This window comes from Cyclobacterium sp. 10D3-21 (assembly GCF_055809755.1).
The window spans coordinates 4,078,312-4,104,230 of record NZ_CM147924.1 but is presented as its reverse complement, the minus strand read 5'-3'; the positions used below and the strand labels follow the sequence as shown (position 1 = coordinate 4,104,230).

Below are 25,919 nucleotides of genomic sequence, written 5' to 3'. Positions count from 1 at the left end.
TTAACGCCAAAAATCTACAAGGCGGAAATTAATTTATCATATGACCTGAACCTAATTCAGTTTTATAAAATCTGTCATTGGTAGGCTTAGGGAGGACTTTTAGTGGAAAAAGCTGTGAGAATCCCGAACAAGTCGAGACTGCCATTCCCTTCCCCACCTAAGACAACCCTCTAAAAGGGTTAGCAGTGACGAAATAGTTGTTTATTTAGGACGATTTCAAATCGAACTCAGGTTATTACATAATCCGGGTTCAAATATCAATTTTCTTATAGCTATGAATAGACAGTATGTCAGGAAATGTAAAGAATCACCACAAATCCATTAAAATTAGTGTCGTTATGCCTATCGTTAAAATCATAATTCGTGAGAGAAGGAGGGTAGTTAATTTATTATTTGAGTATACCCTAAAACCCAGCGGAAAATTATTAAAATATAAGGAAGAAAAATCTCTTTTTATTTAATGAAACCCATAGAATTCCGCTAATTTTAGCATCAGTTGGATGACAATAAAATCTGTTTAAAATAATTTATGTGTCTTTAATTTTATGATTAAACCCTCTAATTTGATAATAATTTAAAGTCTATGCCACTTGATAAAACCCAATTAAAAACATTAAAATATCTCAAGAATGGATTGTCTCCTCAACTGATAGAAAGAGGGAAGTTACTTTTCCAACAAGGGAAGGTATCTTTCGATTTTTTCGATGATGAATTGGAAGACTATTATTTTTTGGTAAAGGGTAATGTGAAGCCATCCTATCAGGTTTCCATTTGTTTAATGGAGAATGATTGGGAAGATGGCGAGGAATATTTTGAAGAGGAGGCATACGATTGCAACTGCATGTATTTTATGCAAAACTTTGAATGCAAGCATGTCGCAGCCGCTATTCTGTACCTGGAAGTGAATAGCCGCAATGCGTTTATTTCGGAGCCGTATAGAAATAGGTTTACCTTTATGGAGGTTAACAAAGAGACCACCGATCCAGTTTTTCTCAATAACGAATTGACTTTCCCCGTGGAAATTCCTTGTGAGCAGGAAGAAATACCTAAGCTGGCTGAAATGATGACCATGGTTCCTGACAAGCCTATTCATGCTTGGTTGGAAAATGTTATTATCTTGGAAAATGGTTACAATTATTATGTCGAAATCCATGGGCACCTGCACCAACTTACGGTTAAGTTTTTAAAAGGTAAAATAATTATTAGTGGATTATACGATAAAGCGCACTTGGTAACCTTAGGATTGCAATGGCTAAAAATGTACTTTAAAAATCCCCAATTAAAGGATTTGTATCTTTTAAGTAGTGCACAGAAGAAGCAGGCAATGAAGGATTATTTGCACCGCTTTGGCTTACAAAACCAAATAAAAGACCCAAATAAAGCATTGAGTATTGTTTATTCTGAAGGCGAGGTTATTATGATTCCTAAGGGACCCATTAGAGGTTTCTATAATGTTGACCGCGTTTCCAAAACCATGGAGAAAAATCTATTTGCACCGTTCCGTGCTGCTGAAGAGAACCTTTCTGCAATTGAGACTTCCTCTGAATGGGGTTTGTATCATGCTGCCTTTGCCTTGGTAATGGACTATCGGGGAAACTTTGAAAAAATACTGGCGTTTATGGCCAAGGGGAGCAAAAATGAGCCAAAAGCGTTAAAAGTTAAATTTACGATTTTAGATGATCCGGACGATATTCGACTGGGAAATAATCCTGATTTGGAAAGTATTTTGGTAGTTGTAGAGAGGCTAAACAAGGCCCTTCAAAAGAAAGATCTTCAAGTAATTTATAACCTGTTTGGGGAGTTTTTGCGCCTTTCATCCGAATATAGACTATTTGCTTTTAGCGGAAATGTTCGGGATGCCCAATACCCAAAGAAAAGAAATTTTGGACAACCACTTCAAGTTTTGAACACCAAATTGGTGGTCAAAATACGTAAAGAAGGTTTGTTGTATGATGTCTTGGTCATTTTGAAGTCCGGTGAACAGGAATTTTCGCTGGAGGAAATAAATGATCAATTGGCAAGTAATTCAACCTATGCCATTTTTTTAAATCAGACATTATTTTATCTACGAAGTCCCTCTGAGATGAAGGTGCTTGAGTTTTTAAGGGATTTTCCGGTATTACAAGTAGTGGAAAGTGAACTGGATGATTTAGTGAATAAAATATTATTGCCCATGTCTAAAAATGTTGAAATTATAGATGAATCCGGGGTGTTTCAGGAAGCTGATGGAACTGATACAATGCAGCGGGAACTATATGTGTCTGAATTGACAGGATTGGTGATTTTCAGGCCCTTTGTCAAATATGGGGAAAATGCCTTTTCCAATCCACTCGAAGGAAACACTATTATGGATCCTGATACCAGGACGATTTACCTGCGTGATGAAGATGTAGAGGAGGAATACCTAGATTTACTGAGAGACTTGCATCCTAGTTTCCAAAGGGGAGGAGGTCAAGGGTTTTTCCACCTGACACACGATGCTTTTATGGATAACCTATGGTTTATGAAAGCTTTTGAGATCCTCAAAGAGCATGGAGTGAGGGTGCTTGGTTTGGAGAAAATCAAAATTAAAAAATACTCTCCTTTTCCTCCTAAAATTAGCATGGAGTTTGGCTCTTCTCAGGACTGGTTTGAAGTCAATGCTAAGGTGGTTTTTGGAAACAATAAGGTAAAGCTAAAAGACATAAAAAGGGCGCTGGAAAAGGACAATAATTTTATAGAGTTGGCAGATGGTACTATCGGTATTTTGCCAGAGGAATGGGTCAAAAAATTCAATCGCCTTTTTCGAACTGGAGAGACCAACAAAGAGGAAATTAAAATTGCCAAAACCCAGTTTAACCTCCTCGATGACTTTTCGGAATTGGTGAGTTATCCGGATATTTTACAGGAAATACAAGAGAAAAAAGAAAGGCTGAGAACGTTTACTGAAATCCAACAAACAACAGTTCCAAAGCGACTAAATGCAACCTTAAGAAATTATCAATATGCTGGTCTGAATTGGTTGAATTTCCTTCAGGAATATGGGTGGGGAGGAATCCTCGCGGATGATATGGGCTTGGGCAAAACCCTTCAGTTGATCGCCATGATCTGCAAATTGGTAGAGAAAAAAGAGAAACGTGTTCTCGTCATTGTTCCCACCACCTTGCTATTTAATTGGAAAAATGAACTTGAAAAATTTGCTCCACATATCGATTACTTCATCCATCATGGCAACCGCTATGATTCGGTGGAGGAACTTAGCAAGCATCAGTTAGTATTGACCAGTTACGGACTAGTAATAAACGATTTGGATTTGCTTAAGCAAATTGAATTTGATGCCATTATCGCAGATGAATCTCAAGCCATAAAAAACGTGCATTCCCAACGTTATAAAGCCATCACTAAACTGAGAGGAAAATTTAAAGTGGCCCTTACAGGTACCCCTATTGAAAATGGATTGGCCGAACTTTATGCACAGATGAACTTTGTTAATCCAGGGTTTTTCCAAAATTTCAAAGGTTTTAACGACAATTTTCTTCTTCCATTGAAAAAGGGGAATGCTGAGATTTTGTCTGAACTACAGCGCAAGATTCAACCTTTTATACTCCGACGAACCAAAAAGGAAGTGCTCACCGAGTTGCCTGAAAAAACAGAAGAGTACCTGTATTGCGAGATGGATGCTGTCCAACGGAAAATTTATGATGCTTATAGAAATGAATATAGGGATTTCCTTCTTAAGAAGTTTGAGGAGGAAGGGTCAGCATCCTCTAAAATGTATGTTTTAGAGGGACTTACCCGGTTAAGACAGGTGTGTGATTCCACTGCACTTGTTCCCAACAATGAAGGAAAGTTGGCCTCTGCCAAAATTGAAATCCTACTCGAGCACATCAAGGAAAAAACGGGTAATCACAAAGTATTGGTGTTTAGCCAATTTGTGAAAATGCTGGATATTGTTCAGGAGAAGTTAAAGGAAAACCACATTGAATATACCTATCTGGATGGTAAAACCAGCCTTAAGGAACGTGAGGCCCGTGTCAATCAGTTTCAAGGGGATGCCACTAAGCGGGTGTTTTTAATAAGCTTAAAGGCAGGTGGAACAGGTTTGAACCTGACCGCTGCCGACTATGTTTATATTTTGGACCCATGGTGGAACCCGGCAGTAGAAAACCAGGCCATAGACCGTTGTTACCGCATGGGGCAGGAAAAACACGTGATAGCCTATCGTATGGTTTGTACGAATACGATCGAAGAGAAAATAATGCGCCTTCAGCAGGCAAAAACCAAGATGGCAAAAGAAGTGATTACTGAAGGAGATAGCTTCCTTGGTTCTTTGGATGGGGATGGCATGTTGGCTTTGTTTGATTGATTTAGGATTTTCCTTATGATTTTAATGGAATCGTTTTTTTTACAACGATGCTGACGAAATCGCTCAAGTTAAATTCATTAGGTTACCTTTTTCCATGTCTTCGAATCCGGAATTATTTATTAAATTTAAAGTGATGGAAGATATTTGGATAAAAAAATGGAATGAAAGGTATGGCAATGAAGCCTATGCCTATGGGGAAGCACCTAACTTATTTTTTGAAGAAAAAATTAAGGAATTAAAAGTTGGTAAATTACTATTGCCAGCTGAAGGAGAGGGCAGAAATGCCGTTTTCGCAGCAAAACTTGGTTGGTCTGTTTTTGCATTTGACCAAAGTGAGGAAGGAAAGAAGAAAGCCATGAAATTGGCTGATAAGAATGGGGTTGTTATAGATTATCAGGTAAAAGACATGGCCTCGGTAAGTTACTCGAAGGAGCAGTTTGATGTAATAGCCCTAATCTATGCTCATTTCCCTGCCAATGTTAAGTCCCAATACCATAAAGTATTGGATGGCTATTTAAAAAAGGGTGGGACAATTGTTTTTGAAGCTTTTAGCAAGAAGAATTTGCAATTTCGTGCAAAAAATGAAAAAGTTGGAGGTCCCAAAGACTTGGATTCACTCTTTTCTATAGAAGAGATCAAAGCCGATTTTAAAAATTACACCATTATTCAATTGGAGGAAAAAGAGGTAGAACTTGGTGAAGGGCTTTACCATAATGGCAAAGGGTCTGTAATTAGGTTTGTAGGAAAGAAAAAGTAGAAGCAAATTAGATACCACTTCCATTTACTAAAGAGTATAAAAAAAAGGCTGCCCTATTAAGGCAGCCTTTGAAATTACATGTTTTTAACTTCTCCAACGAGTTCATTAAGCACCTTTTTGGCGTCACCGAAAAGCATTCGGGTTTTAGGGTCAAAGAAAAGCGCATTCTGAATTCCGGCGTAACCTGAACTCATACTTCTTTTGATCACTATCACGTTGGTTGCTCGATTAACTTCTAGTATAGGCATACCATAAATAGGACTTGAAGGATCATCGTTTGCAGCAGGGTTGACCACATCATTGGCGCCAATCACCATTACTACATCCGTGTTTGGGAACTTCTCATTGATGTCATCCATTTCGATAAGCTTGTCATAAGAAACATCCGACTCGGCTAAGAGCACGTTCATATGACCTGGCATTCTACCCGCTACCGGGTGAATTCCATAAAGTACTTCAACACCTTTTTCTTCTAATATTTTCTCTAAATCATGGACAGCATGTTGTGCTTGTGCAACTGCCAAACCATATCCAGGTACAATTACTACCCGCTTGGCATAAGCCAATAAAATGGAGGAATCATAAGAATTGATTTCCTTGGCCACCTGATCCCCATCCTGACCCGCAGCAGCAGTTCCAGCAGAAGCTCCAAAGGAAGTAAATAGGATATTTGAAACGGAGCGGTTCATGGCTTTGGCCATCAATAAGGTAAGTAGAATCCCCGCAGAACCAACCAAAATACCACCCATTAGCATTACTTTATTGTCATAAAGTAATCCAGTGGTAGCAGCGGTTACCCCTGTCAATGAATTGAGCAGGGAAATTACTACAGGCATATCTGCACCACCGATTGGATAGACGAACATCAAACCATAAATGAGAGAAAGCACAACCAATACATAAATTAAAGTCGGCTGAGGTGCGCCAGAGGTAAGTATATAAGCAGCCAATGCTATAGCTACTCCCAATACGGCAAATCCAAGCATTTTATTGATACGAATATCTTTTAAAACACCTTGTAGTTTTCCCATTGCAACCAATGAACCTGAAAACGAAACGGATCCAATCACTAAACTGGACATAAGTACTGCTCCTTTGCCAATGTCATCTACTGGAAGGTCACCGTATTCTACCAAACCGATCAAGGCTGCGGCAGCTCCACCCATACCATTGAAGAAGGATACCAATTGAGGCATGGCCGTCATCTGAACGGTTTTAGCGGAGTATAATCCACCTACTGTTCCAAGCGCCATTGCTATTAAAATAAGTGCCAGATTATCTAAACCTGGGGTCAAAAAGGAGGCTAAAATAGCCAATATCATTCCTGCTAGGGCGATGCTGTTTCCTTTTCTCGCAGAATCTGGATGACTCATCATCTTGATACCAACGATAAAGAGTACCACCGCTACCAGGTAGCAAATATCTATTATCTGTAAAATCATGATTCTTATTTTTTACCTGGTTTTTTCTTAAACATCTCTAACATTCTGTTGGTCACAGCAAATCCACCTACCACGTTTAGGGTAGCCAGCAATACCGCCAAAAAGCCTAGCGACAAAGCCAGGTAATTGGAAGGGTCTGTTTTTCCTAAAACTATAATAGACCCTACAATCACTACTCCTGAGAGGGCATTTGACCCAGACATTAATGGTGTGTGCAACACAGTAGGTACTTTTGAAATTACCTCAACGCCTACGAATATCGCCAGAATGAAAATATAAAGTTCTTGTTGGTTAATTGATATATATTCAATAATCGCTTCCATATTATTTTAATAAGGGTTCATAAACTATCGCTCCATCATGAGTGATGCAGGTTCCTTTAATTATTGCGTCCTCAAAATTGAGGTTCAATTGATCTTCTTTTAACAAGAGTTTCAAAAGATTCTGTACGTTTTTGCTGTACATCTTACTTGCATCCTGTGGCATGGTGGATGGCAAGGCAGAGTTGCCTATTACAGTTATCCCATCAATTGATACTGTTTCGTTGTTTTTGGTTCCTTCGCAATTTCCTCCATTAGCTGCGGCTAAATCTACCACTACAGCTCCGGATTTCATCTTCTCCAACATTGCTTTGGTAATCAGGATAGGGGCTTTTCTTCCAGGTATCAGTGCCGTAGTGATTACAACATCTGATTTAATGATGGATTTTTCCAGCATTTCGGATTGTTTTTGCTTGTATTCTGCGGATTGCTCAACCGCATAGCCTCCTGCACCTGAATCTTCTACAGCTCCCGGGACTTCTACAAATTTACCTCCTAAACTTTCTACTTGTTCTTTTACTGAAGGTCTGGTATCAAATGCTTCTACTACAGCACCGAGCCTTTTGGCAGTGGCGATAGCCTGAAGACCAGCGACTCCAGCACCTATTACCAATACCTTCGCTGGTGCAATTGTACCAGCAGCAGTCATTAACATAGGGAAGAATCTAGGCAAATTGGCAGCTGCCAATAGCACTGCTTTGTAACCTGATACAGTACTCATAGAGGACAATACATCCATGCTTTGTGCACGTGAAATTCTTGGGATGGAGTCCATACTGAACAAAGAAACGCCTGTATCAGCAAGCGTTTTCATAAGCTCTTTTGCTACCAGGGGTTGGTATACGCCAAATAGGTATTTCCCCTTGGATAAAAAAGCCAGGTCTGTGGTGTCTAAAGGAGTGATTTGAAAAATCATTTCTGCCCCTTTCAGAACATCTTCGCGATCTTTAACTTCAGCACCAGCGTCCAAATATGTGGTATCAGAAAGGAAAGAGGATTCTCCGGCTCCTTTTTCAATCAGGACTTTATTGCCTGATGCAGTTAGGACCTTTACAGCTTCCGGATGCAAGGAAACCCTGGTTTCCGGAGAAGGTTCTTTTAAAATTCCTAAAATCATAATGGTGGTTTATAAATGTATTCCAATCATTGAGTGTCCAAAATCAAATGTTTTCATTCCAGGCCCAACTGTAAGCTTCAAATGATTTTGGCAGTGCAAAAAAAGCACTTTTTTACGGATTTTACCGTAATGTTTGCCAAAACTTTCTCTTTTTAGCTAGTTGAAGGATTTTTTTTCCTATTGCCTTAAACATATTGAAAATTTTCCAGCTCATTAAATGGTTTTCTCCTCAAAATCGGACTTTGCTTTCATTTGATTTCTCTAAACTAAGTTAAAATTGGTTAGGTTTTAGGGATTCGTCCCCTTTTTCCCCCTTCTTCCTTATAGGGTAAGACCAATTTTTATTTTTGATTTATTAAAAAAAATTTTAGTTCTGCCAGATTTCCAGAAATACTTGCGAATATTCGTAAGTAATTTTTCAAAACATATTAATGATTCATTGATTAACCCGGATTATATAATAGGATTTACCTTGATTACGGGAAGTGTTATAATCGCTAGAAAATCAGGCTGTTTGGAGATTTCAGCGTAGCGCCACTATGGTGAACCTTTCTACCGTCAGGAAGAATTGAAAATAGCAAAGATTGGGTATTTTGAAGCGATTTCAGCACGTAATAGATTTTCTATTGCATATTTCGGGTTAAATTTAGGTTAAAACCACTAAGCAGCGTTTGAATAAGGAAATAATTCATTTTTTACCTTAAATTAGGGCAAATCCTCTTCAGATGAACGCTATAACTGCAAAAACGACTAGATTTATTATTTTTACCAGCATATACATGCTGGCCATTTCCTGTACCGGATCAAAAGAAAATACAACTCCAAATATTGTTATCATCTATGCTGACGATATGGGTTATGGTGACCTAGGTATCCAAAATCCAGCCTCTAAAATCCCTACACCTTATCTTGACCAACTTGCCTCAGAAGGAATGCGATTTACTGATGCCCATAGTTCTTCGGGTATATGCTCTCCTAGCAGGTATGCACTGCTAACTGGAAGTTACCATTGGAGGCGACAGCACGGGATAGTTGGTGCGTTTGGCAAACCGTTTTTTAATGATTCAGACATTACACTTCCTCAGGTATTAAAGACCAAAGGCTATGAGACGGCTTGTATCGGCAAATGGCATCTTGGTTGGGACTGGACGTTCAAGAATGAACCCTCTGGAGAAGTCATGCAATGGGGACAAATGCGAAAAGTTTATTTGCCGCAAGACATTGATTGGAGCCAACCGATTTCCGGTGGTCCCCTTGATAGGGGTTTCGACTATTATTATGGGGATGGCACCATCAATTTCCCACCTTATGCATGGGTAGAAAATGACCGACTACCCATTGTACCGAATGCATCAATGGATATTCAAAACATCGGTTATTCCACCAAAGAAGGGGATTGGGAATTTAGGCCTGGGCCTAAGGTAGAAGGCTGGAATCCCTATAAGGTATTGCCAGGCCTTACTGACAAAGCAGTAGAATACATTAATACAAGAGATCCTAAAAAACCATTTTTCCTTTATTTGGCTTTGCCATCACCCCATGCGCCCATCATTCCAAATGATGAATTTGATGGGGAATCACAGGCTGGTGCCTATGGAGATTTCATGGTACAAAGTGATTGGGTAGCAGGTCAGGTAATCCAAGCCATCAAAGACAAGGGACTAGAGGAAAACACAATTGTGATATTCAGTGCAGACAATGGGCCTGAAGCCTATGCCTGGGAGAGAGCAGAGAAGTATGGGCATTTTAGCATGGGGAACTTTCGTGGCCTCAAACGTGACGTTTGGGAGGGAGGCCATCATGTACCGTTTATTGTTAAATGGCCAGGAAAAATTAAGGAGGGATCAGTTTCTCAGGAAACGATTTCTCAGATAGATTTAATGGCCACTTTAGCTGAAATAACAGGAGCCAGCCTTCCTGAAAATGCAGCCCCTGACAGTTACAACCTTTTACCAGTTTTGAAATCCGAACCTTACCCAACACCATTGAGGGAAGCAACCGTACACAATACTTATGCGACGAAGTGGGGAATAAGAAAAGGGAAATGGTTGTACATTGATGATTCAACGGGTGGTCATAGGCCTTTGCCTCCATCCTTCAAAGCATTGAAAGGATATTCTGATTTTGAGACAGCGGGTCTCCTCTTTAATATGGAGGAAGATCCAGAGCAAAGAGTGAATTTGTACACGGAAAACCAGGAGAAGGTAAAAGAAATGGAAACGCTACTTCAAAAATACCGTGAATCAGAAAGGTCTGTTCCATTAAAAATAAAAAACTGATAAGACACTTGATAGGTAAACTGTAGCCATTGTGTCTTTTGAAGCACCTTCAGTATCTAAAATAAGGTCTAATACCTATTTAATATTGAATGGATAAAGGCAATAACTAATTTTTAACTTTAGATCAATCTATTTACTAAAAGAGTATAAAATGAAAACATTACTTGCCCTAATATGTATGGTAGGCATTCTTATTCCAGCTTATAGTCAAAAATTTGAGCCGAATTACGAGGAAGATAAGGTGCCTGAGTACCAATTGCCCAGTCTTTTAACCATGGAAAGTGGTAAAACCGTTACCAATAAAAAGCAATGGGGGAAAAGAAGGGCAGAATTGGTTGAAATATTTGAAAATGAAATATATGGCAAATCTCCCGAATGGGATGGTCAAATTACCAGTGAAATATTATTGGAAAATAAGGATTATTTGAATGGGAAGGCTACTCGTCAGGTAGTAAGACTTACTTTGGCAAGAGCAGGGGAAACCGTTGACCTTGATCTGTTGCTGTTTTATCCCAATACTGGTAAAAAGGTACCGGCTTTTTTGGGCCTCAACTTTTATGGCAATCACACTATTTCTTCAGACGATCAAGTTGCTGTTCCAGACACCTGGGTTAGAAACAACGAAGCCATGGGAAGTGCAAACAATAAGCCATCCGAAAAAGGCAGGGGCCTAAGAATTGACAACTGGCCCTATGAGGATATTTTATCCAGAGGATATGGCTTGGTTACCCTTTACTATGGTCAAATAGATCCTGATTATGCAGATGGTTTTAAGAACGGTGTTCATGCTTTGTATCCGGAGGAGAAAAGAGAAGCCAATTCCTGGGCAAGTATTGCCGCATGGGCTTGGGGCCTTTCCCGAGTGATGGATTTCCTGGAAGAGGAAGATTGGGTTGACGATAAGAAAGTTGCTGTATTGGGTCATAGCAGATTGGGTAAAGCCGCTTTATGGGCTGGAGCTACAGATGAAAGGTTTGGCATGGTTATCTCCAATAATTCAGGTTGTGGGGGAGCAGCATTGTCTCGAAGAGCCTATGGGGAAACCATAGGACAGATGATCAATGTAATCCCTTATTGGTTCTCAGATAGCTTTACTGTCTACAATAAAAAAGAAAATGAATTACCTGTAGATCAACACCAATTGTTGGCATTGATGGCGCCTAGACCATTGTATGTGGCCAGTGGTGTCGAAGATACCTGGGCAGACCCAAAGGGTGAGTTTTTAGCTTGTGTTGCGGCTTCTCCAGCCTATGAACTTTTTGGGAAAGAAGGAGTCCCAGCAGAAGTGCTTCCCCCATTAGACCAACCGGTAATGGGAACGATAGGTTATCACATTCGTTCAGGCGGCCATGGATTGCTACCTTATGATTGGAAACAATACCTTGATTTTGCTGACAAGCATTTTTAGAGCAATTAATGGAAAATAAAATTTAACCTTCATTGAAAATAAAAAGGAGGTCAATTGGACCTCCTTTTTGCATGCTTTTTTGAAGGAAAGCTTGATGTAACATTACTATTTACCTTTAATTATTCCTTCGTCTATCAATACTTGAAACGAATCTTCCATTGTTTCTTTGAGAGGCATAAATTTGATACCAAGGTCTCTTTTTATTTTAGAATTGTCTGCATGAAAGGGTATGTTTACGTTGTTTTTGATATACTTGCGGGTATAGAGCTTATTGGCCATTGGCCCAATCAACATTAATAACCACTTAGGCATTGCTCGTTTGGGCAAAGGATACTTGTACCCATATTTTGGTAATAAAACAGCACTCATTTCCAGAAGGTCTGTATCATGTGCAGACGTTATGTATCGCCCTTTCGCTTCTGGGGTATAGCCAGCCCTAAAATGTGCTTCGGCTACATCACGTACATCAACCACCCCAAGCCCCATTTTAGGCGCGCCCATTTTGAGTTCACCGCCTCCTAGTATCTTGAGAATATTGATACTTTCAGAAGTGGTGTTGGCAGCATTCAATGCCGGTCCTAAAACCAAGGACATATTGATGGTCACTAAATCCCATTGGCTTTGGGACTTTTCGACTTCCCAAGCCTTTTTTTCTGCCAAAGTCTTTGAATAGGAGTAAGGTTGGTAGTCCAGGGAAGCGGTGGTATTCCAAACTTCTTCGGTGATTCTACCTCCGGGTGCATTTACCGTGTCGATGGCATCTGTATAAATCGCAGCACAGCTACTCGTGACGACTACACGCAGAACTGAAGCTACCTCTTTTGCTGTATTCAATACATCCGCGGTGCCATTTACGGCAGGATCTATCAATTCCTTTTGTGGATCTTTGACGTCCATTGTAAATGGCGAAGCCGTATGGTACACCAACTCACAACCTTCCATGGCTGCTTTGTAGGATCCGGCTTGCAGCAAATCTCCTGCAAAGAATTTGATTTCACCAGGTGAATTGGTAGCGGCTGTTTTTAGATGGCCTATTTTTTTTTCATCATTTGGATTCCGGACTGCCGCATGTACAGTGATTCCTTCATCCAGTAGTTTTTTTACCAACCAACTGGCGACATATCCATTGGCACCTGTAACCATAACAGGTTTTGATTTATCTATTGTTGTCATTATTGTTCTGTTTTAACCCGGATTATATAATAGGATTTCCCGTGTTTACGGGAAGTGTGGCAATCGCAAGAAAATCATGCTGTTTGGAGGTTTTAGCATAGCACCGCTATGGTGAACCTGTCTACCGTCAGGTAGAATTGAAAACAGCAACGATTGGGTATTTTGAAGGGATTTCCGCACGTAATAGCTTGTCTATTGCATATTTCGGGTTTAATATTGATACACAAATGTCACATAAAGGATTTGGAAAGGTTAACACCAAATACTGAAGCTTTAACACTAATTATGGAAAACACTTCATTTATGGTATTTCTAACCGTGATCTTTCATTTGTATAGGTATTTGATATTTAGGGTTTAATTTGAAAAGTGTTTTATTGGTTTATTTATTTGCCAATTGCTTGATCTGGTAGGGTTCTAGTACTTTTTTCTCATTCGGACTTTTAACGAGTAACAGCATGGCTTTCCCTAAATCGCTACTTCCGATTGTGTTTTTCATTCTTCTAAATAATGGGAAAATTGGTCTTAGAAGCACGTATAACGTATTGTACCAGCCTGTTTTTGATTTCACGCCCTTTTCTGGCAAGATTATTCCTGGGCGAAAGGCATAAGCATCCTTAAAACCCAGGTGTAAAAGATAGTTTTCAGTTTTTCCTTTGACCCTGGCCCACATACTATTCCCCTTTTCAGAGCTATCCGTTCCTACTCCAGAAATGTAGGTGACTGTCATGCCCGGGGTACTTTTATAAAGAGTATCGAACAAAAATTTACTATAGCCAAAAGTCATTTTGGTATAAGCTTCTTCACTAAGCCCCATGGCTGAAACTCCCATGCAGTGAAAGCAGGCATCGTATCCTGCTAAATTGCTGGCATGTGATGGGATCTGCTCAAAATCCGCCACCAAAAGCTCTTTAATCTTTGGATGATGTAGTGCAATGGGCCGCCGATTAATAAGCAAAACTTCTTCTACAAAAGTGGCTTCAAGGCATTCTATTAACACAGCATGGCCAACCATTCCTGATGCACCGGTAATAATAATTTTCATGGAAATTTAGTTTAGAAAGGATTTTTTCCTATAATCATTGGGTGTCATCCCTGTTTTGGATTTAAACAAACGACTGAAGTAATGAGGGTAATTGAAGCCTAGTTTATAGGCAATGCCACTTACGGAATCTGCATCGCTTAGTAATAAAGTCTTGGCTTTATCAACAATAAAATTATTGATGTGGTCTTTGGTGCCAATTCCCGTTTGCTTTTTCAATAGATCACTAAGGTATTTGGGAGAAAGATGGATGGCCTCTGCAAAATAATCGATAGAAGGAGTGCCCTGTTCTATAAACTTCCCTTCTTTATAATATCTTTTGAGCAAATTTTCAAATTGACTAACCGTATCTATATTCTGTGCAGTACGGGTATTGAACTGACGTTCATAATAACGCAGGCTGTAATTTAATAGCAATTCCAAAGTACTTACAATGACACGCTGGCTGTGGTTATCAATCCTTTCCTTGATTTCAGCTTTAATTAAGTTTACACATTCATAAAGGGTGTTTTGCTCTTCATCTGAAAGGTGCAAAGCCTCATGGACATCATAAGAGAAAAAGCCATAATCGTCTATTCGATGTCCTAAATCTGTATGGCGAATTAGGTCGGGGTGAATGAATATAATCCATCCATTTATTTCGTTTATTTGCTGTATTTTTTGAATTGAAGTGACCTGATTAGGCGCAGTGAAAATTAGTACGCCTTCATTGAAATCGTAAGCATTGCGTCCATAGTTTAGCCCACAGCTGGCGTCCTTCAGAGCAATGGTGTACAAATCCAAAGCCATTTTTTTTCCCAACCATTCCGGACCAATTTTCCATTGGCTAACATCTATGATACTAATTAGCGGATGAACTGGCTTAGCAAAACCACATATCGCATGCAATCCACTAATTGATTTTATACGTAATATTTCTTCCGGCATATTATTTTTAGCTAAGGTCAAATTTCACCTAATTCTATTGAAATTGATAACACAAAATGCTGAAAAAAGAACATTAATGAATTGAGTGTGCAATGTTTATTGAATATAGGGCTTAAAGTTGGTCGTTCCAACGCTTAAGAAGTCTATACCAGAATTTTCAGGTTTGCCTTCAGGACCAACCTAAAATTGGAAAGTTTGTTTGATTTCTAATTCTTAAAATTGATGAAGCTTACGCTTTCTTTCCAATTTTACCCAAATGCGTATTTTTGAAATCGTCATTGTATTTCAACCCATAGCCAAAAATTCTATCCATTGATGAATGGCCAAATAATATGATACCTGTCAAAATTAGTATAGGTAGGTTTAGATTAAAACCTAGGGCAAATATCAAAATTGCCGTCAATTTATGATGAAAGAAATTATATAGCCAGGCACCGTATTTTGGGTTGATTAAATACCCCAGCATTGATAAGTCAGGCAGTAAAATACATGTAGGGAAAACCCACCAGGCATAATCTAAATTAGTAAACAAGAGTATGGCGAGTAAAAACTGGCCTACTTCTTCAAGTCTTAGAAGCGAATTCATTTCCTTAGTCATAATTACGGTGTTTTTTTTCTTAGACATAAAGATCAAAATTTTTATTCCAATAGCTCTTGACAAAAATCAAGAAACCTATTTTTTTGCTTACTTCATTGGCTAATAAATCTATAGCATTATTCCATTTAATTTTTTCTAGAACCAATGATATTATCAATAGCATCGGTTTTTAACCCATGGATTTTTGAAATATAAAAGACATGATTTTGGCGGTATTGTTGCTTTTTTCTGCAACAATGCTGACAAAATCTCTCAATTTAGCATCATTACGGTACTTTTTTAACGATGTCATTGAATCCGGGTTTAAGACCAAGTACATTGGAGATGGGAGGGAAGTTGGCCCGGTTCGTTAGCTTTTATTTATTATGCTGTGCGCCAACCTGGAGCTTATTCGATTTAGCAATAGCAATAATTTCACCTTTCCAATTCTTACCTCATACCTGTCTTTTTCAAAAGCGATCATAAATTCATCCACGAGCTTTTCTGCTGTGATTTTATTTTTTCCTCTTCCCTTGGTCATTGCAGTATCTACCAGAGGGGGTAAAATTTCAAAAACTTTGACTTTTTTCAATTGCTGCCTAAGGGTTTTAGTGAAAATATGGAGTCCTGCTTTGGTAGCACAATAGATCGGAGCCACATCTTTGGGAACAAGGGCAAGTACGGAGGTGACATTTATAATGGCTGCATTCTTATTCTCCTCTAGAATGGGCAATAGCATGGCCGTAAGTTTAACTGGTGCAAGAAAATTAATGTTTGTCTCAAAATCTACTTTTTGTATTGCTTCTGGATCTTCTGCAAAGGTGTAATTGTATTGTATACCTGCGTTATTAACTAAAACATTCAGGTCCTGATGCTCTTTCTCAATATACTGGGTCAGTTTGTCTAAGCCCTCTTTTGTAGTCAAATCGCAGTTCAAAATATAAATGACCGGAAACTCCTGTTTTACAGCTTTTAGATCAGCTTCGTTTCTTCCTGTAATTATTACCTGGTTATTAAGCTTTAGGAATTTTTTAGCCAGAGCTAATCCAATGCCTTTGTTTCCACCAGTAATGAGTACTTTATTGCCTGTTATTTTCATGTCATTTTTTATTATAAACTTCTTCTTCTTAATGTTGAAAACCATTCTCTATGCCAATGATGACATCATTTAATAGGATATAAGGCTTGCTAAACAATTCAGAATCCCTGAGGTATTCCATAAAATAGTAGTAATCCTTTAAACCGGTGCACTCGATTAACATATAATCTGAAGTTTTGGAATGGAAGGCTTCACTATCAAAAAGTCTGATGGTTAATTTACCCTCAAATTTTTTGAAAATGGGCGTGATTTTATCGTTGAAAAAGGTTGTCCTTTCTTCTTTACTTAAAGCAAGCCAATGAGTTGTTGATTGATATAAAATCAAAATTGAATAATTCATCTTTTTGTATTAAACCCGAAATATGCAATAGATCATCTATTTCGTGATGGAATCACTTCAAAATCAGTCACTTCGTTGCTATTTTCGACTTCATCATAGCGTTGCTATGACTCAGCCTCCAAATAGCCTGATTTTTTTGTGATTACACCATTTCCCGTAAACACGGGAAATCCTATTACACAATCCGGGTTAAATTCATAAATAAAATAGTTTTGGCAAGTTCAAACCATTTTTTATGCTGTGCATTTACATAGGTAAAGAAATTATTCTTTTGATAACCTTTGCCTGATGCGACTAAGTTGAGTTGGAGTTATCCCTAAATAGGAGGCAATATGGTATTGAGGGATGATTTGTTCGAGGTCAGGAAATTCTTTTTTGAAAATCAGGTACCGCTCGCTGGCGTTTAAAAGAACAATTTCTACTTCCCGTTGCTCTTTTTGAACAAAATAGCGTTCGGAAAGGATTCTGGCCATGCGTTCTAAATCCTGGTGCTTGTCATAAAGCCCTATTAGCTTTGAAGAATTGGCCTCCCTTATCTTGCAATCGGTCAATGCTTGTTGGATGATTTGATTGGGTTTTTCAGTTACCAAGGACGAATAACCTCCAATAAAACAAGGAGCCTTGAAAAAGTGTTTGTTGTATTCTTTTCCTTTTTTATTTCTAAAATAAGCCCTGATAACTCCCTCTTCCAGAAAGCCTATTTTTTTTGCTATAACACCTGCATCAATGAAAATATCATTCTTTGCTATTTGCCTAAAGGTAAATAATGCCTCTACTTCCTTTACTGTATGCGCAGTAATGGGTGATAAAGTGTTGATATAGTCAATTAATTTTTGCATTTATTTCAAGGTGTTGGTAAAATAAAATAGGCAAATGATAGGGGTAAATTTTCTCTGATTTTATTAATCTGAAATTAGTATTAAATATTCCAATAGCTTTATGAGCCTTATTTGGAATATAATGTAGTTTGATTGCAGCATATGCTATCTATAATAGGATGGAAACAATTAAAAATTGTCATTCCTTGTTGAATTTACAGCTAATTTTGGTTCTAGGACTTGACTTTTTTTTACGATCACAATAAATACCTGAGCTGATCCAATTGCTCAGCTTTTGCTTTTAATTCACCATCAATAAAAAGCATCAGCCCTTTTCCTTTTAGGTATTTCTCACCTGTCCTATCCCAAATCACGGTAAGTTCCCTGCCTCTGTATTTAACCTTGTCCAAACAAAACCAATCCCAGGTTTCAGGAATCAGGGGATTTACTACAATCGTATTGTCAATTCCCAATTTAAGGCCCAATAGATCTGCGATGACCAAATCACAAAATCCAGAATGGTTATACTCTTTTCCTCTTTCTTCGCCTCCTTTTGCTTTAGACCAGGTTCCATTTTCCCAGGTTTTGAGTCGGGTTCTTGATATCCAATCTCCAGTAAACGGATTTAAGTTTTCATCAATCCATTTTTGTTGCTTTCCATTTTCATCAACGATAACATGGCTTTTGGCATATTGCAACAATAGCTGATAGTAATCTTCTTTCGAAACATTTCCCCTATGCGAATAATTATTCAGCAGGTTGGATAGCCCTTTGAGCGTTTGTGTGGTGGCGAAAGGCCAAGAAGGACCGTTCCATTGGCATTCATGTCCGGTATAGTTTATTTCGAAAAATGGGTGGGAACGCTCGCAAACAGTCAAACCATAGGGTGCATAAAAGCCCGTAGTGTCCATAACCTTGTCCCAGGCCTTTGAAAAGTTGGCCTGGTCATCAGGTAAATTAAAGTACCATGGAGTATAGCCAATAAGCTCCCTTACGTTTATGGGTTTACTTGTTTCGGAATAAGCTCTTGGAAGTACTGTGAAAAAGTCAAGTTCCTCGTTCCACAAACGTTGCTGTACTTCCTGCTTTATCAATTGCGCTTTTTTATCAAACTTCTGGGCCAAGGATTGCTTGTTGGTGAGTTTGGCCATTGCACCAATAGCTTTCGCATCACCATACATATAACTGTTCATGCTAGGCCTGATGGCTTCCATTCCTCCAATGGGTATTCCATCGTTGAGGATTCTTCCACTTACAGAAACCTCCATACCCTCCAGGCCATCCAATTGCCAAAAAAGGGTTTTATTGCTGTCTAACCTTGTCCTTTCCCATTTCTTATAATTGTTTACCAACAAATCCAATTGACGGGCCATTATTGAATCATTTCTATGAACTTTTTGATAAGCGAGTATTGCATCAGCTACCCAAAAGGAATATTGTCGGATGCCATCACCGGATTTGTTAAGCCAGAAATCTATATAGTCAGATATATATATCGGGTCCCTAAGCCACCTTCCTTCGTAAATATGATGTCCTGCGGGACAATTTATTGTATTGTGTTTTCCAGACCATGGCACCTGGGGTAGAAACTCCGTGATAACAAAGCCATCATCCGATTGCCGGATGTGTTTTCTAAAAGTCCACCAGCGGAAATAATAGGTTTCCTCTATCTCCTTATCGGGTATTTCAATAATTGGGATATTCTGTGAAAGAAATGCAAAAGCAGCGTCATTGGGCACGAATTGCTTGTATAACTCACGGTCATTTTCATTGAAATGCGCAATATAATCCCGAAAATAACTGGGTTCCAAAACCTTAAATTGCTCAGGTTCTTTGCAGCCTGTTTGAGACATAAAAAAACCAAGAATTATAACTAGAGGGATTCTCTTCATATGGTATTTCGCTTTCTACACTTAAGTATTTTCTTTGGCTTGTTCTACTTTACTAAGTGCTGAGGCGTCAATATAAGTCAAAAAGCAGTTTCTTCCAATGTGGAAAAAGCCCTATCAATACATGGAAAGGCCTTTTCAAGTTAATGTTATTCTATAAATTGGCATCATGAGTTAAATTCCAAAAGTCCAAGTAACATGACTTACCAATGTTTCCAATCCTTTTAACTGGAAAAGAAAGTTTATGCACTATTGCACTACCCTCATGATTCCCTGCATGACGTAATAATGTCCAGGAAATGTACAAACGTAGGTATATTCACCAGGAAAGGAAGGTGCTTCAAAATAGATGCTCTCAGAATTTTCAGGCGAAAGAATGTTGGTATGAAAAAGCACATTATCAGATTCGGGAATATAGCTTTTTTGAGAACCTTGCAATCCCAATTTTAAGGCTTCTTCTCCAACCTGTACAGCAGTGTTAGGTTTTACTAACACCAGATTATGCAACATGTCATCATTGTTATTGAAAGTAATTTTAACCTTGCTGCCTGCTTTAACTTCAAAAAGCGCTAAATCATACTTTAACCCAGGCTTCGTACCAATAACAATGCTTTGATCAGGTCCTTGGGACCAGGTACCTGGCATTTCAGTAATTCTTTTGTTTGAATCTTTTTTGGATACGGCTATCGTGTTGGCAGGTGAGACATTGGATGCAGGAGCAATTGGACTTTGATGGGCTGTATGAGGGTTGGTAGGGGATGCCTTTATTTCAGAAAGATTCACTTTTTCACCAGCCGGAATTTGATTGAGGGTGTAATATCCAATGGAATGCAGTAAGTTACTACCCCTTTTGGATTTTATTCCTTCAGCGTTTATTTCATGGATATATCCTTGCTTAAGGCCATCCACTACTAATCTTATTTTTAGTCCATCTGCTGAGACAAGGGCTCCTTTCACAACTAAGTCTTCCAATTCGATTACAGGACTACCGTAATTGTGATGGTATTTGTAATTGAAACTGGATAACTCATAGGAAGCTAAGTTTTTGGCAGCCATCTCATCTATGGGTAAGGTGAATTCCAATTCAAATCCGTCGGGTTGTGCTTTTATTGTTTTAATTTCAAATGGAGTTTTCCCAGTCCAAATCAATCTTTGCAATCCAAAGGGTTCCTTTCCAGTAGCACTCCAACCCCTGCTGGTCATTCCTACAAACATGGATCCGTCATTTCCCCAAACCATTCTTAAGATGCCAGAAGAGAATCCTTCTCTGAATGGGAAGGCTGCACCTTGGTAAACACCATTTATTTTTTCAAGAGATACCCTTGCAATTTTACTCAACCCTTGATCTCCAACAAAAAGTTGGTTGGAAAATGGACCAAATTCCCCACCGGATTTATCAACAAGAATATCTGAAGTCGAAATACCCAGCAATCCGTGGGGTAGCCATACTGCAGGGGTTTTGAATCCCGGAATATCTGCGGCCACTTGTGACATGGGTAAGCCTGTATCGGGTATGTCTTCAGGCTTTAATTTCACCGGAGAACCTTCCAGATGACTCCAAACCAAGCCTTCCGGATTGCCAACAAAATCACCGGGTTCTACATGGGTAATTCTGCCTGAACCAACCCAGTCCCCTTGATTTTCTCCGTAAAACACATCTCCCTCTGCATTGTACCCAAAACCTGAAGGAGACCTCATTCCTGTGGCAATGGGAATCATTTCCCCATCCATTGAGACTTTCATCATCCAACCACGCCATTTTGCCAAGCTGGAACCATGCCCAATCCAGCCTAAATTCAAAGTCACGAGCATTTCACCTTCGGGAGTGAACAAAGGGCCATAAGAATACTCATGGTAGTTACCTGACAGGGGCCAGGATACAATTGTCTCGTAGGCATCTGCCTGGCCGTCTCCATTTTGATCAGTCAATTTAGTAAGTTCTGACCTTTGGCTGGTATAAAAGCTTCCTTTATGATAAGCAAGACCCAGCGGCTCGTGCAAACCGGATGCAAATCGGTTGAACCTGGGAATACGTGTGCCTGTCATGTATGGATTTTCTATAACCCACACCTCACCTCTACGTGTAGATACTCCCAAACTGCCATCTTGAGTTACAGCCAGTCCTCCAACTTCAAGTTCAATCCCATCAGGAATTGGGACATTTACTATGGTGTAATATTCCGCTTCTTTCGCAGCTAAAACTTCTGCATCTGTCTTGTTCTGAGCGTGTAATGAAACAGACAGTAATAAAACATATCCATAAAACACCAAAGCCACCAGTCGATTGAATATAGATGACGGTAGAAAAAGAGCCGTTCTAAGGTTTACGATCAATAATCTGTTTGTATAGGTTTTCATTTGCTTATTTTCCAATAAATTGATCTTGTTCATTTTCTGATAGCTAGGTTTATTATTTACCAAATAATATTGTATTTAACCTCATTTTTATCACCTTCTATCGAAAGAGGAACCAACAATTCCTGTCCGTTAGGTGTATTCCTAACTACAGCATTTAAAGGAATGGGCTCAGGCAATTTTATGTAAAATTGACCTTGATTTATATGGTAAATTCCTTGGCCAGCATCCATTATTTTCTTTGCTGAAACAAGCCTAGCCCATAATCCTGCTATTTTTTGAGGATTATTGTAGCCAATGGTTCGGCTTAGGGATTTGCCCTCCATCTCTGGTTCAATGAAATCCTCAAACTCAATTTGCTCAAGGGTATATTTGAATGTGGGTCGTCTATCATTATTTAAAAAATAGCCTAAGATATGGATCCCATCGCTGCTAATAGCATCCGGCCAGGGACTGTTTTCATGTTCAAGTTTAGCGATTGTCGGTCCTTCATTCAATTCGATTAATGCGCCATTGGGGATCATCAGTTGGGAGTGGCCCCGTTGTCTCCACATGGGTGAGGTATCCAAAAAACCACCTCTCCAAATACTTATAATTGTACCTTCCTGAAGATCATACGTATAGTTTGGCCCAGTCGGTTCTCCTACGCTTACCGTATGCGTTTTTTTATTCCCTCCATGCTCAAAAAAACCTCGTATAATCATCGGCTCTGAGGAGGGTTCTACATAAATCGGTTTTTGAATATTAGGCTCTATATAGGAGCTTGCGTCGTGCAATGGACTATTTTTAATTCCAGGTCCTGCAATAAAAAAGCCAAGCTGTGGTCTCCTTCCTGGGTTATTGTTTTTATAAAACAACAATTTAAAAGGATTTGAGCCCTTTTCTAACCATAAGGTTATGCTTCTTGGAGTGTTACCAGAAGATTGAGACTGGTCCTCTAGTATTGTTTCTCCATTGAGATAAAGGCTTGTTTTACCAAAGGCACTTAACGAAAAAGTATAATCCCCTGACTCTGGAAGCTGCAAATTGCCAGTATATGCATAAGCAAAATCGAGGATTCCATGGCCCAGGTCCCAGGTTATTTTATTTAGTTGACCTGTCTGGGTAGGAGTAATTTCCTGTAACTCTTCTGTTGAATTGAACTTACCTTTGAAGTAAGCAAATTTCAGGTCTTTGATCTGAGGAACCTCGTTGTCAAATAACTTGTAAGAAACATTTCTGATGGCCACCGGCCCGTGATCCCCCTGGATCATAATTGGACCACGTGGCTTTTCGTCTTCAAACAAAGCGGATCTGGTAGGTCCTGTTACCTCCACATTTTCATGGATCAAAACGCCATTCAAATACACTTGGTTAAATTTAGCATTTTTCACCTTTACACCTGCTTCATTAAACCTGGGTGCTTCAAAATCAATTTTTAAGTTTTGCCATAATCCAGGCGCCTTACTCGCATTGGTTCGGGGAGGTTTCCCTTCGTAACCCAGTTTGTTTTTTTCATCATACCTTTGATATATTCCACCTGCATCTCCGGAATTGGGTTTGATTTTACCCCAACTATCTAAAATCTGGATCTCATAGCGCCCTTGAAGATAAACGCCAGAATTGGAGCCTTTTGGCACCATAAACTCCAATTCCAGTTCAATGTCACCATGTTCAAACCCAGACACCAAATGTTCCCTGTTTTTTTGAGAAGGTTCGTTAACCAACACACTTGTTCCCGGACTTGTTGAAAGAAATTTTTCTTGCTTCCAGTCTGTCATCACCTCACCCGCCATTTTCCAGTTTTTCGGGAGATGGCCAAAATCCTTTAGCTCCACAAAATTTTGAACTTGCTGGGCACTTACTGCATGAGAAAAGAGACAACCTGCAAGCAAAATTAATGTAGCGTATTTTAAAGTTGTCATTGATAATGTTTTTCCAATTTTATAATCCATTTGAAAATGGTTTTTATTTTTAGCCCTCTTAATCTTATATATCGGTATTAATTTTATTATTCCCTGCGAAAGCAAGTGTTGGATTACGGAGTCGCATTTTCGAAAATATTCCTATATTTCATCTTGGTACTATTTGTCTTTTGCCAAATGTAAAATCAGGTGATTTTTTATACAGTTCTGTGATTGAGCAAGCACTCCTGGCGGCACAGATTAGGGTGGCGACCAATACGTTTTTACAAAGCAGACATTCACTGGCAAATTTTTCTATATATCGGTAAAGGAAGGATACTAATCCAGGCAAAACAAAGGGCATCACATGGCTGATCATTTACAAGATAAAAATAATATTTGGCTTTTCATTTCCCACTTGTTTGCAGCTCCAATTGCATAACAGAAAATGACTATCTACATATATGAGAATCTTTTGGTGAAATGGAAATTGATGGTTTTTGATAGGCATTGGACAAGTCTAATTGTTTTTGGATAAACTTTGCTCAATAAATTGCTGATTCAATGCATCCGAATCTCCGTATTGCACACGGAGTTCTTCCAATCGGGTATGCAACATGTCCTGCACGTCTTTGAGATTAGGATCATTGTAGACACTATTCATTTCGTCAGGGTCTGTTTTCAGGTCGTACATTTCCCATTCATCTATATCATGATAGAAATGGATTAATTTATACCTGTCCGTACGGACTCCATAATGCCGTTTTACGCTATGAGGACCAGGGTATTCGTAGTAGTGATAATAAATAGCATCACGCCAGGGACTGTCTTTGCCTGCTACGAGGTCTCGCCAGGATTCACCCTGCATATCATTGGGTTTCTCCAGCCCTGCATAATCCATTATTGTAGGAGCATGATCCAGGTTCATCACCATGCTCTCCACCACAGTCCCAGCTTTAATTTCTTTTGGATACCGCACCAGCAAAGGCGTACGGAGTGATTGCTCGTACATAAATCGTTTGTCGTACCAACCATGTTCTCCGAGGTAAAAGCCCTGGTCAGAGGTGTAAACAACAATGGTATTGTCCAGTAAACCCTCTTCCTCCAGGTAATCTAGTACTTTGCCTATCCCATCGTCAACAGATTTGATAACTTTTAGATAGTCTCTCAGGTACCGGTGATACATAAACTTTGCGAGTGCTTCACCTGTTGGCTTTTCCTTTAGGAAGGCTTCGTTTTTTGGGCCATATACTTCATTCCATGCTGCCATTTGCGCTTCCGTCATGCGTTCAAAGGGAGCGTTGAGACGATTGGGTTCCCCAGTCAAAGGATTTTCTTCGAACTTCATGTCCCAGCCCCAATACATGTTGTTAACGATTTCCATTTCCTGCTCTCTGGCAGCTGTACCTCTTCCTTCATAATCATCGAAGAAATTTTTCGGGAATTCAAATTCCTGATCTTCCATATAGGAAAGGTATTTTTCTTCTGCCATCCAGTCTCGATGAGGCGCTTTGGTGTGGTAGTTGATCGCAAAAGGTTTGCTTTTGTCCCAATCCTTCGCCAACCAATCCACCACAAATTCAGGAATTAAGGCCTCGCAATGCCCCTGGAATGTCAATTTTTCTTCCCCATTCTTGATGAACTCCGGATTGTAATAGCTTCCCTGCCCAGGAAGTGTTAGCGAATAATTATAGCCTTGAGGTTTACCACCTAAGTGAATTTTTCCAATCAGGGCCGTTTCATAGCCGGCTGCCTGTAGCAGTTTGGGATAATTCATTTGGTCCCAATCAAAAGGTAAAACATTGTCTACTTTTCCGTTTAAATGGCTGTATTTTCCCGTCAGCAACACTGCCCGACTCGGCGCACATATAGAATTGGTGACAAAACTGTTCTTAAAGAGTGCACCTTCTTTTGCCAAACGGTCCATATTTGGGAAATACACCTTGTCCAATAAACCTTCTCCGTACGCATGAATGGCCCGCTGAGAATGATCATCAGACATAATAAAAAGTATATTGGGCCGCTGTTCCGTTTCTCTGTCCTTATCCTTGCAGGAGGTAAAAAGCCAAATTGAAACGAAAACGCTTAGGAGAATCTTTTTCATGGAATTTTCAATTTTTATACAATCCATTTAATTTAGCAAAGGTTT

General features: G+C 39.2%; 19 protein-coding genes. 4 read left to right on the top strand and 15 right to left on the bottom strand.

Annotated elements, in window-relative coordinates; genetic code table 11:
• Positions 1-583 precede the first annotated feature (583 nt).
• Positions 584-4,345, top strand: coding sequence for a DEAD/DEAH box helicase (locus tag AC0L7T_RS16210; protein WP_473336563.1), 3,762 nt, complete (start codon positions 584-586; stop codon positions 4,343-4,345).
• A 133-nt stretch (positions 4,346-4,478) separates the two neighbouring features.
• Positions 4,479-5,102: a class I SAM-dependent methyltransferase gene (locus tag AC0L7T_RS16205; RefSeq protein WP_473336561.1), complete on the top strand. Its 624-nt coding sequence runs from the start codon at positions 4,479-4,481 to the stop codon at positions 5,100-5,102.
• A gap of 74 nt (positions 5,103-5,176) precedes the next feature.
• On the opposite strand, the gene AC0L7T_RS16200 is transcribed toward AC0L7T_RS16205, so the two are convergent.
• Genes AC0L7T_RS16200 through AC0L7T_RS16190 form a run of 3 tightly spaced genes read right to left on the bottom strand, consistent with a single transcriptional unit; the run spans position 5,177 to position 7,981 of the window.
• Positions 5,177-6,544 (bottom strand): NAD(P)(+) transhydrogenase (Re/Si-specific) subunit beta, encoded by a 1,368-nt coding sequence (locus tag AC0L7T_RS16200; RefSeq protein ID WP_473336559.1) that lies wholly within the window; start codon positions 6,542-6,544, stop codon positions 5,177-5,179.
• A 5-nt stretch (positions 6,545-6,549) separates the two neighbouring features.
• Positions 6,550-6,867 carry an NAD(P) transhydrogenase subunit alpha part 2 gene (locus AC0L7T_RS16195; RefSeq protein WP_014021957.1) on the bottom strand — a complete coding sequence of 106 codons (318 nt, stop codon included), beginning with the start codon at positions 6,865-6,867 and terminating at the stop codon, positions 6,550-6,552.
• Between the two features lies 1 nt (position 6,868).
• On the bottom strand, positions 6,869-7,981 hold the full coding sequence (locus AC0L7T_RS16190) for a Re/Si-specific NAD(P)(+) transhydrogenase subunit alpha (protein ID WP_473336557.1): 1,113 nt from the start codon (positions 7,979-7,981) through the stop codon (positions 6,869-6,871).
• A 725-nt stretch (positions 7,982-8,706) separates the two neighbouring features.
• On the opposite strand from AC0L7T_RS16190, the gene AC0L7T_RS16185 reads away from it, so the two are divergent.
• Positions 8,707-10,260 carry a sulfatase family protein gene (locus AC0L7T_RS16185; protein WP_473336555.1) on the top strand — a complete coding sequence of 518 codons (1,554 nt, stop codon included), beginning with the start codon at positions 8,707-8,709 and terminating at the stop codon, positions 10,258-10,260.
• Between the two features lie 151 nt (positions 10,261-10,411).
• Complete coding sequence (locus AC0L7T_RS16180) at positions 10,412-11,668, top strand: alpha/beta hydrolase family protein (RefSeq protein WP_473336553.1); 1,257 nt, start codon at positions 10,412-10,414, stop codon at positions 11,666-11,668.
• A 105-nt stretch (positions 11,669-11,773) separates the two neighbouring features.
• Here the strand turns inward: AC0L7T_RS16180 and AC0L7T_RS16175 are convergent, their stop codons facing one another.
• The 12 genes from AC0L7T_RS16175 to AC0L7T_RS16120 all read right to left on the bottom strand — a co-directional run bounded on the left by AC0L7T_RS16175 (position 11,774) and on the right by AC0L7T_RS16120 (position 25,874).
• Positions 11,774-12,841: an NAD-dependent epimerase/dehydratase family protein gene (locus AC0L7T_RS16175; RefSeq protein ID WP_473336551.1), complete on the bottom strand. Its 1,068-nt coding sequence runs from the start codon at positions 12,839-12,841 to the stop codon at positions 11,774-11,776.
• A 381-nt stretch (positions 12,842-13,222) separates the two neighbouring features.
• Positions 13,223-13,885 (bottom strand): NAD-dependent epimerase/dehydratase family protein, encoded by a 663-nt coding sequence (locus AC0L7T_RS16170; RefSeq protein WP_473336549.1) that lies wholly within the window; start codon positions 13,883-13,885, stop codon positions 13,223-13,225.
• 6 nt (positions 13,886-13,891) lie between these two features.
• Positions 13,892-14,809: a helix-turn-helix domain-containing protein gene (locus tag AC0L7T_RS16165; protein ID WP_473336547.1), complete on the bottom strand. Its 918-nt coding sequence runs from the start codon at positions 14,807-14,809 to the stop codon at positions 13,892-13,894.
• Positions 14,810-15,038: 229 nt separating this feature from the next.
• Positions 15,039-15,395: a DUF4260 domain-containing protein gene (locus tag AC0L7T_RS16160; RefSeq protein WP_473343377.1), complete on the bottom strand. Its 357-nt coding sequence runs from the start codon at positions 15,393-15,395 to the stop codon at positions 15,039-15,041.
• 181 nt (positions 15,396-15,576) lie between these two features.
• Entirely contained in the window at positions 15,577-15,699 is a 123-nt protein-coding gene (locus tag AC0L7T_RS16155; protein WP_473336545.1) for a hypothetical protein, read from the bottom strand.
• A gap of 57 nt (positions 15,700-15,756) precedes the next feature.
• A complete protein-coding gene (locus tag AC0L7T_RS16150) occupies positions 15,757-16,485 on the bottom strand; it encodes an SDR family oxidoreductase (RefSeq protein WP_473336543.1) in 729 nt (242 codons plus the stop codon).
• A 28-nt stretch (positions 16,486-16,513) separates the two neighbouring features.
• Complete coding sequence (locus tag AC0L7T_RS16145; RefSeq protein WP_473336541.1) at positions 16,514-16,825, bottom strand: darcynin family protein; 312 nt, start codon at positions 16,823-16,825, stop codon at positions 16,514-16,516.
• A gap of 263 nt (positions 16,826-17,088) precedes the next feature.
• Entirely contained in the window at positions 17,089-17,664 is a 576-nt protein-coding gene (locus AC0L7T_RS16140) for a Crp/Fnr family transcriptional regulator (protein ID WP_473336539.1), read from the bottom strand.
• A 236-nt stretch (positions 17,665-17,900) separates the two neighbouring features.
• Positions 17,901-19,535 (bottom strand): MGH1-like glycoside hydrolase domain-containing protein, encoded by a 1,635-nt coding sequence (locus AC0L7T_RS16135; protein ID WP_473336537.1) that lies wholly within the window; start codon positions 19,533-19,535, stop codon positions 17,901-17,903.
• Positions 19,536-19,781: 246 nt separating this feature from the next.
• Positions 19,782-21,923 (bottom strand): plastocyanin/azurin family copper-binding protein, encoded by a 2,142-nt coding sequence (locus tag AC0L7T_RS16130; RefSeq protein WP_473336535.1) that lies wholly within the window; start codon positions 21,921-21,923, stop codon positions 19,782-19,784.
• A gap of 23 nt (positions 21,924-21,946) precedes the next feature.
• Positions 21,947-23,821, bottom strand: coding sequence for a 3-keto-alpha-glucoside-1,2-lyase-like domain-containing protein (locus tag AC0L7T_RS16125; protein ID WP_473336533.1), 1,875 nt, complete (start codon positions 23,819-23,821; stop codon positions 21,947-21,949).
• 469 nt (positions 23,822-24,290) lie between these two features.
• Positions 24,291-25,874 (bottom strand): sulfatase family protein, encoded by a 1,584-nt coding sequence (locus tag AC0L7T_RS16120; RefSeq protein ID WP_473336531.1) that lies wholly within the window; start codon positions 25,872-25,874, stop codon positions 24,291-24,293.
• Positions 25,875-25,919 lie beyond the last annotated feature (45 nt).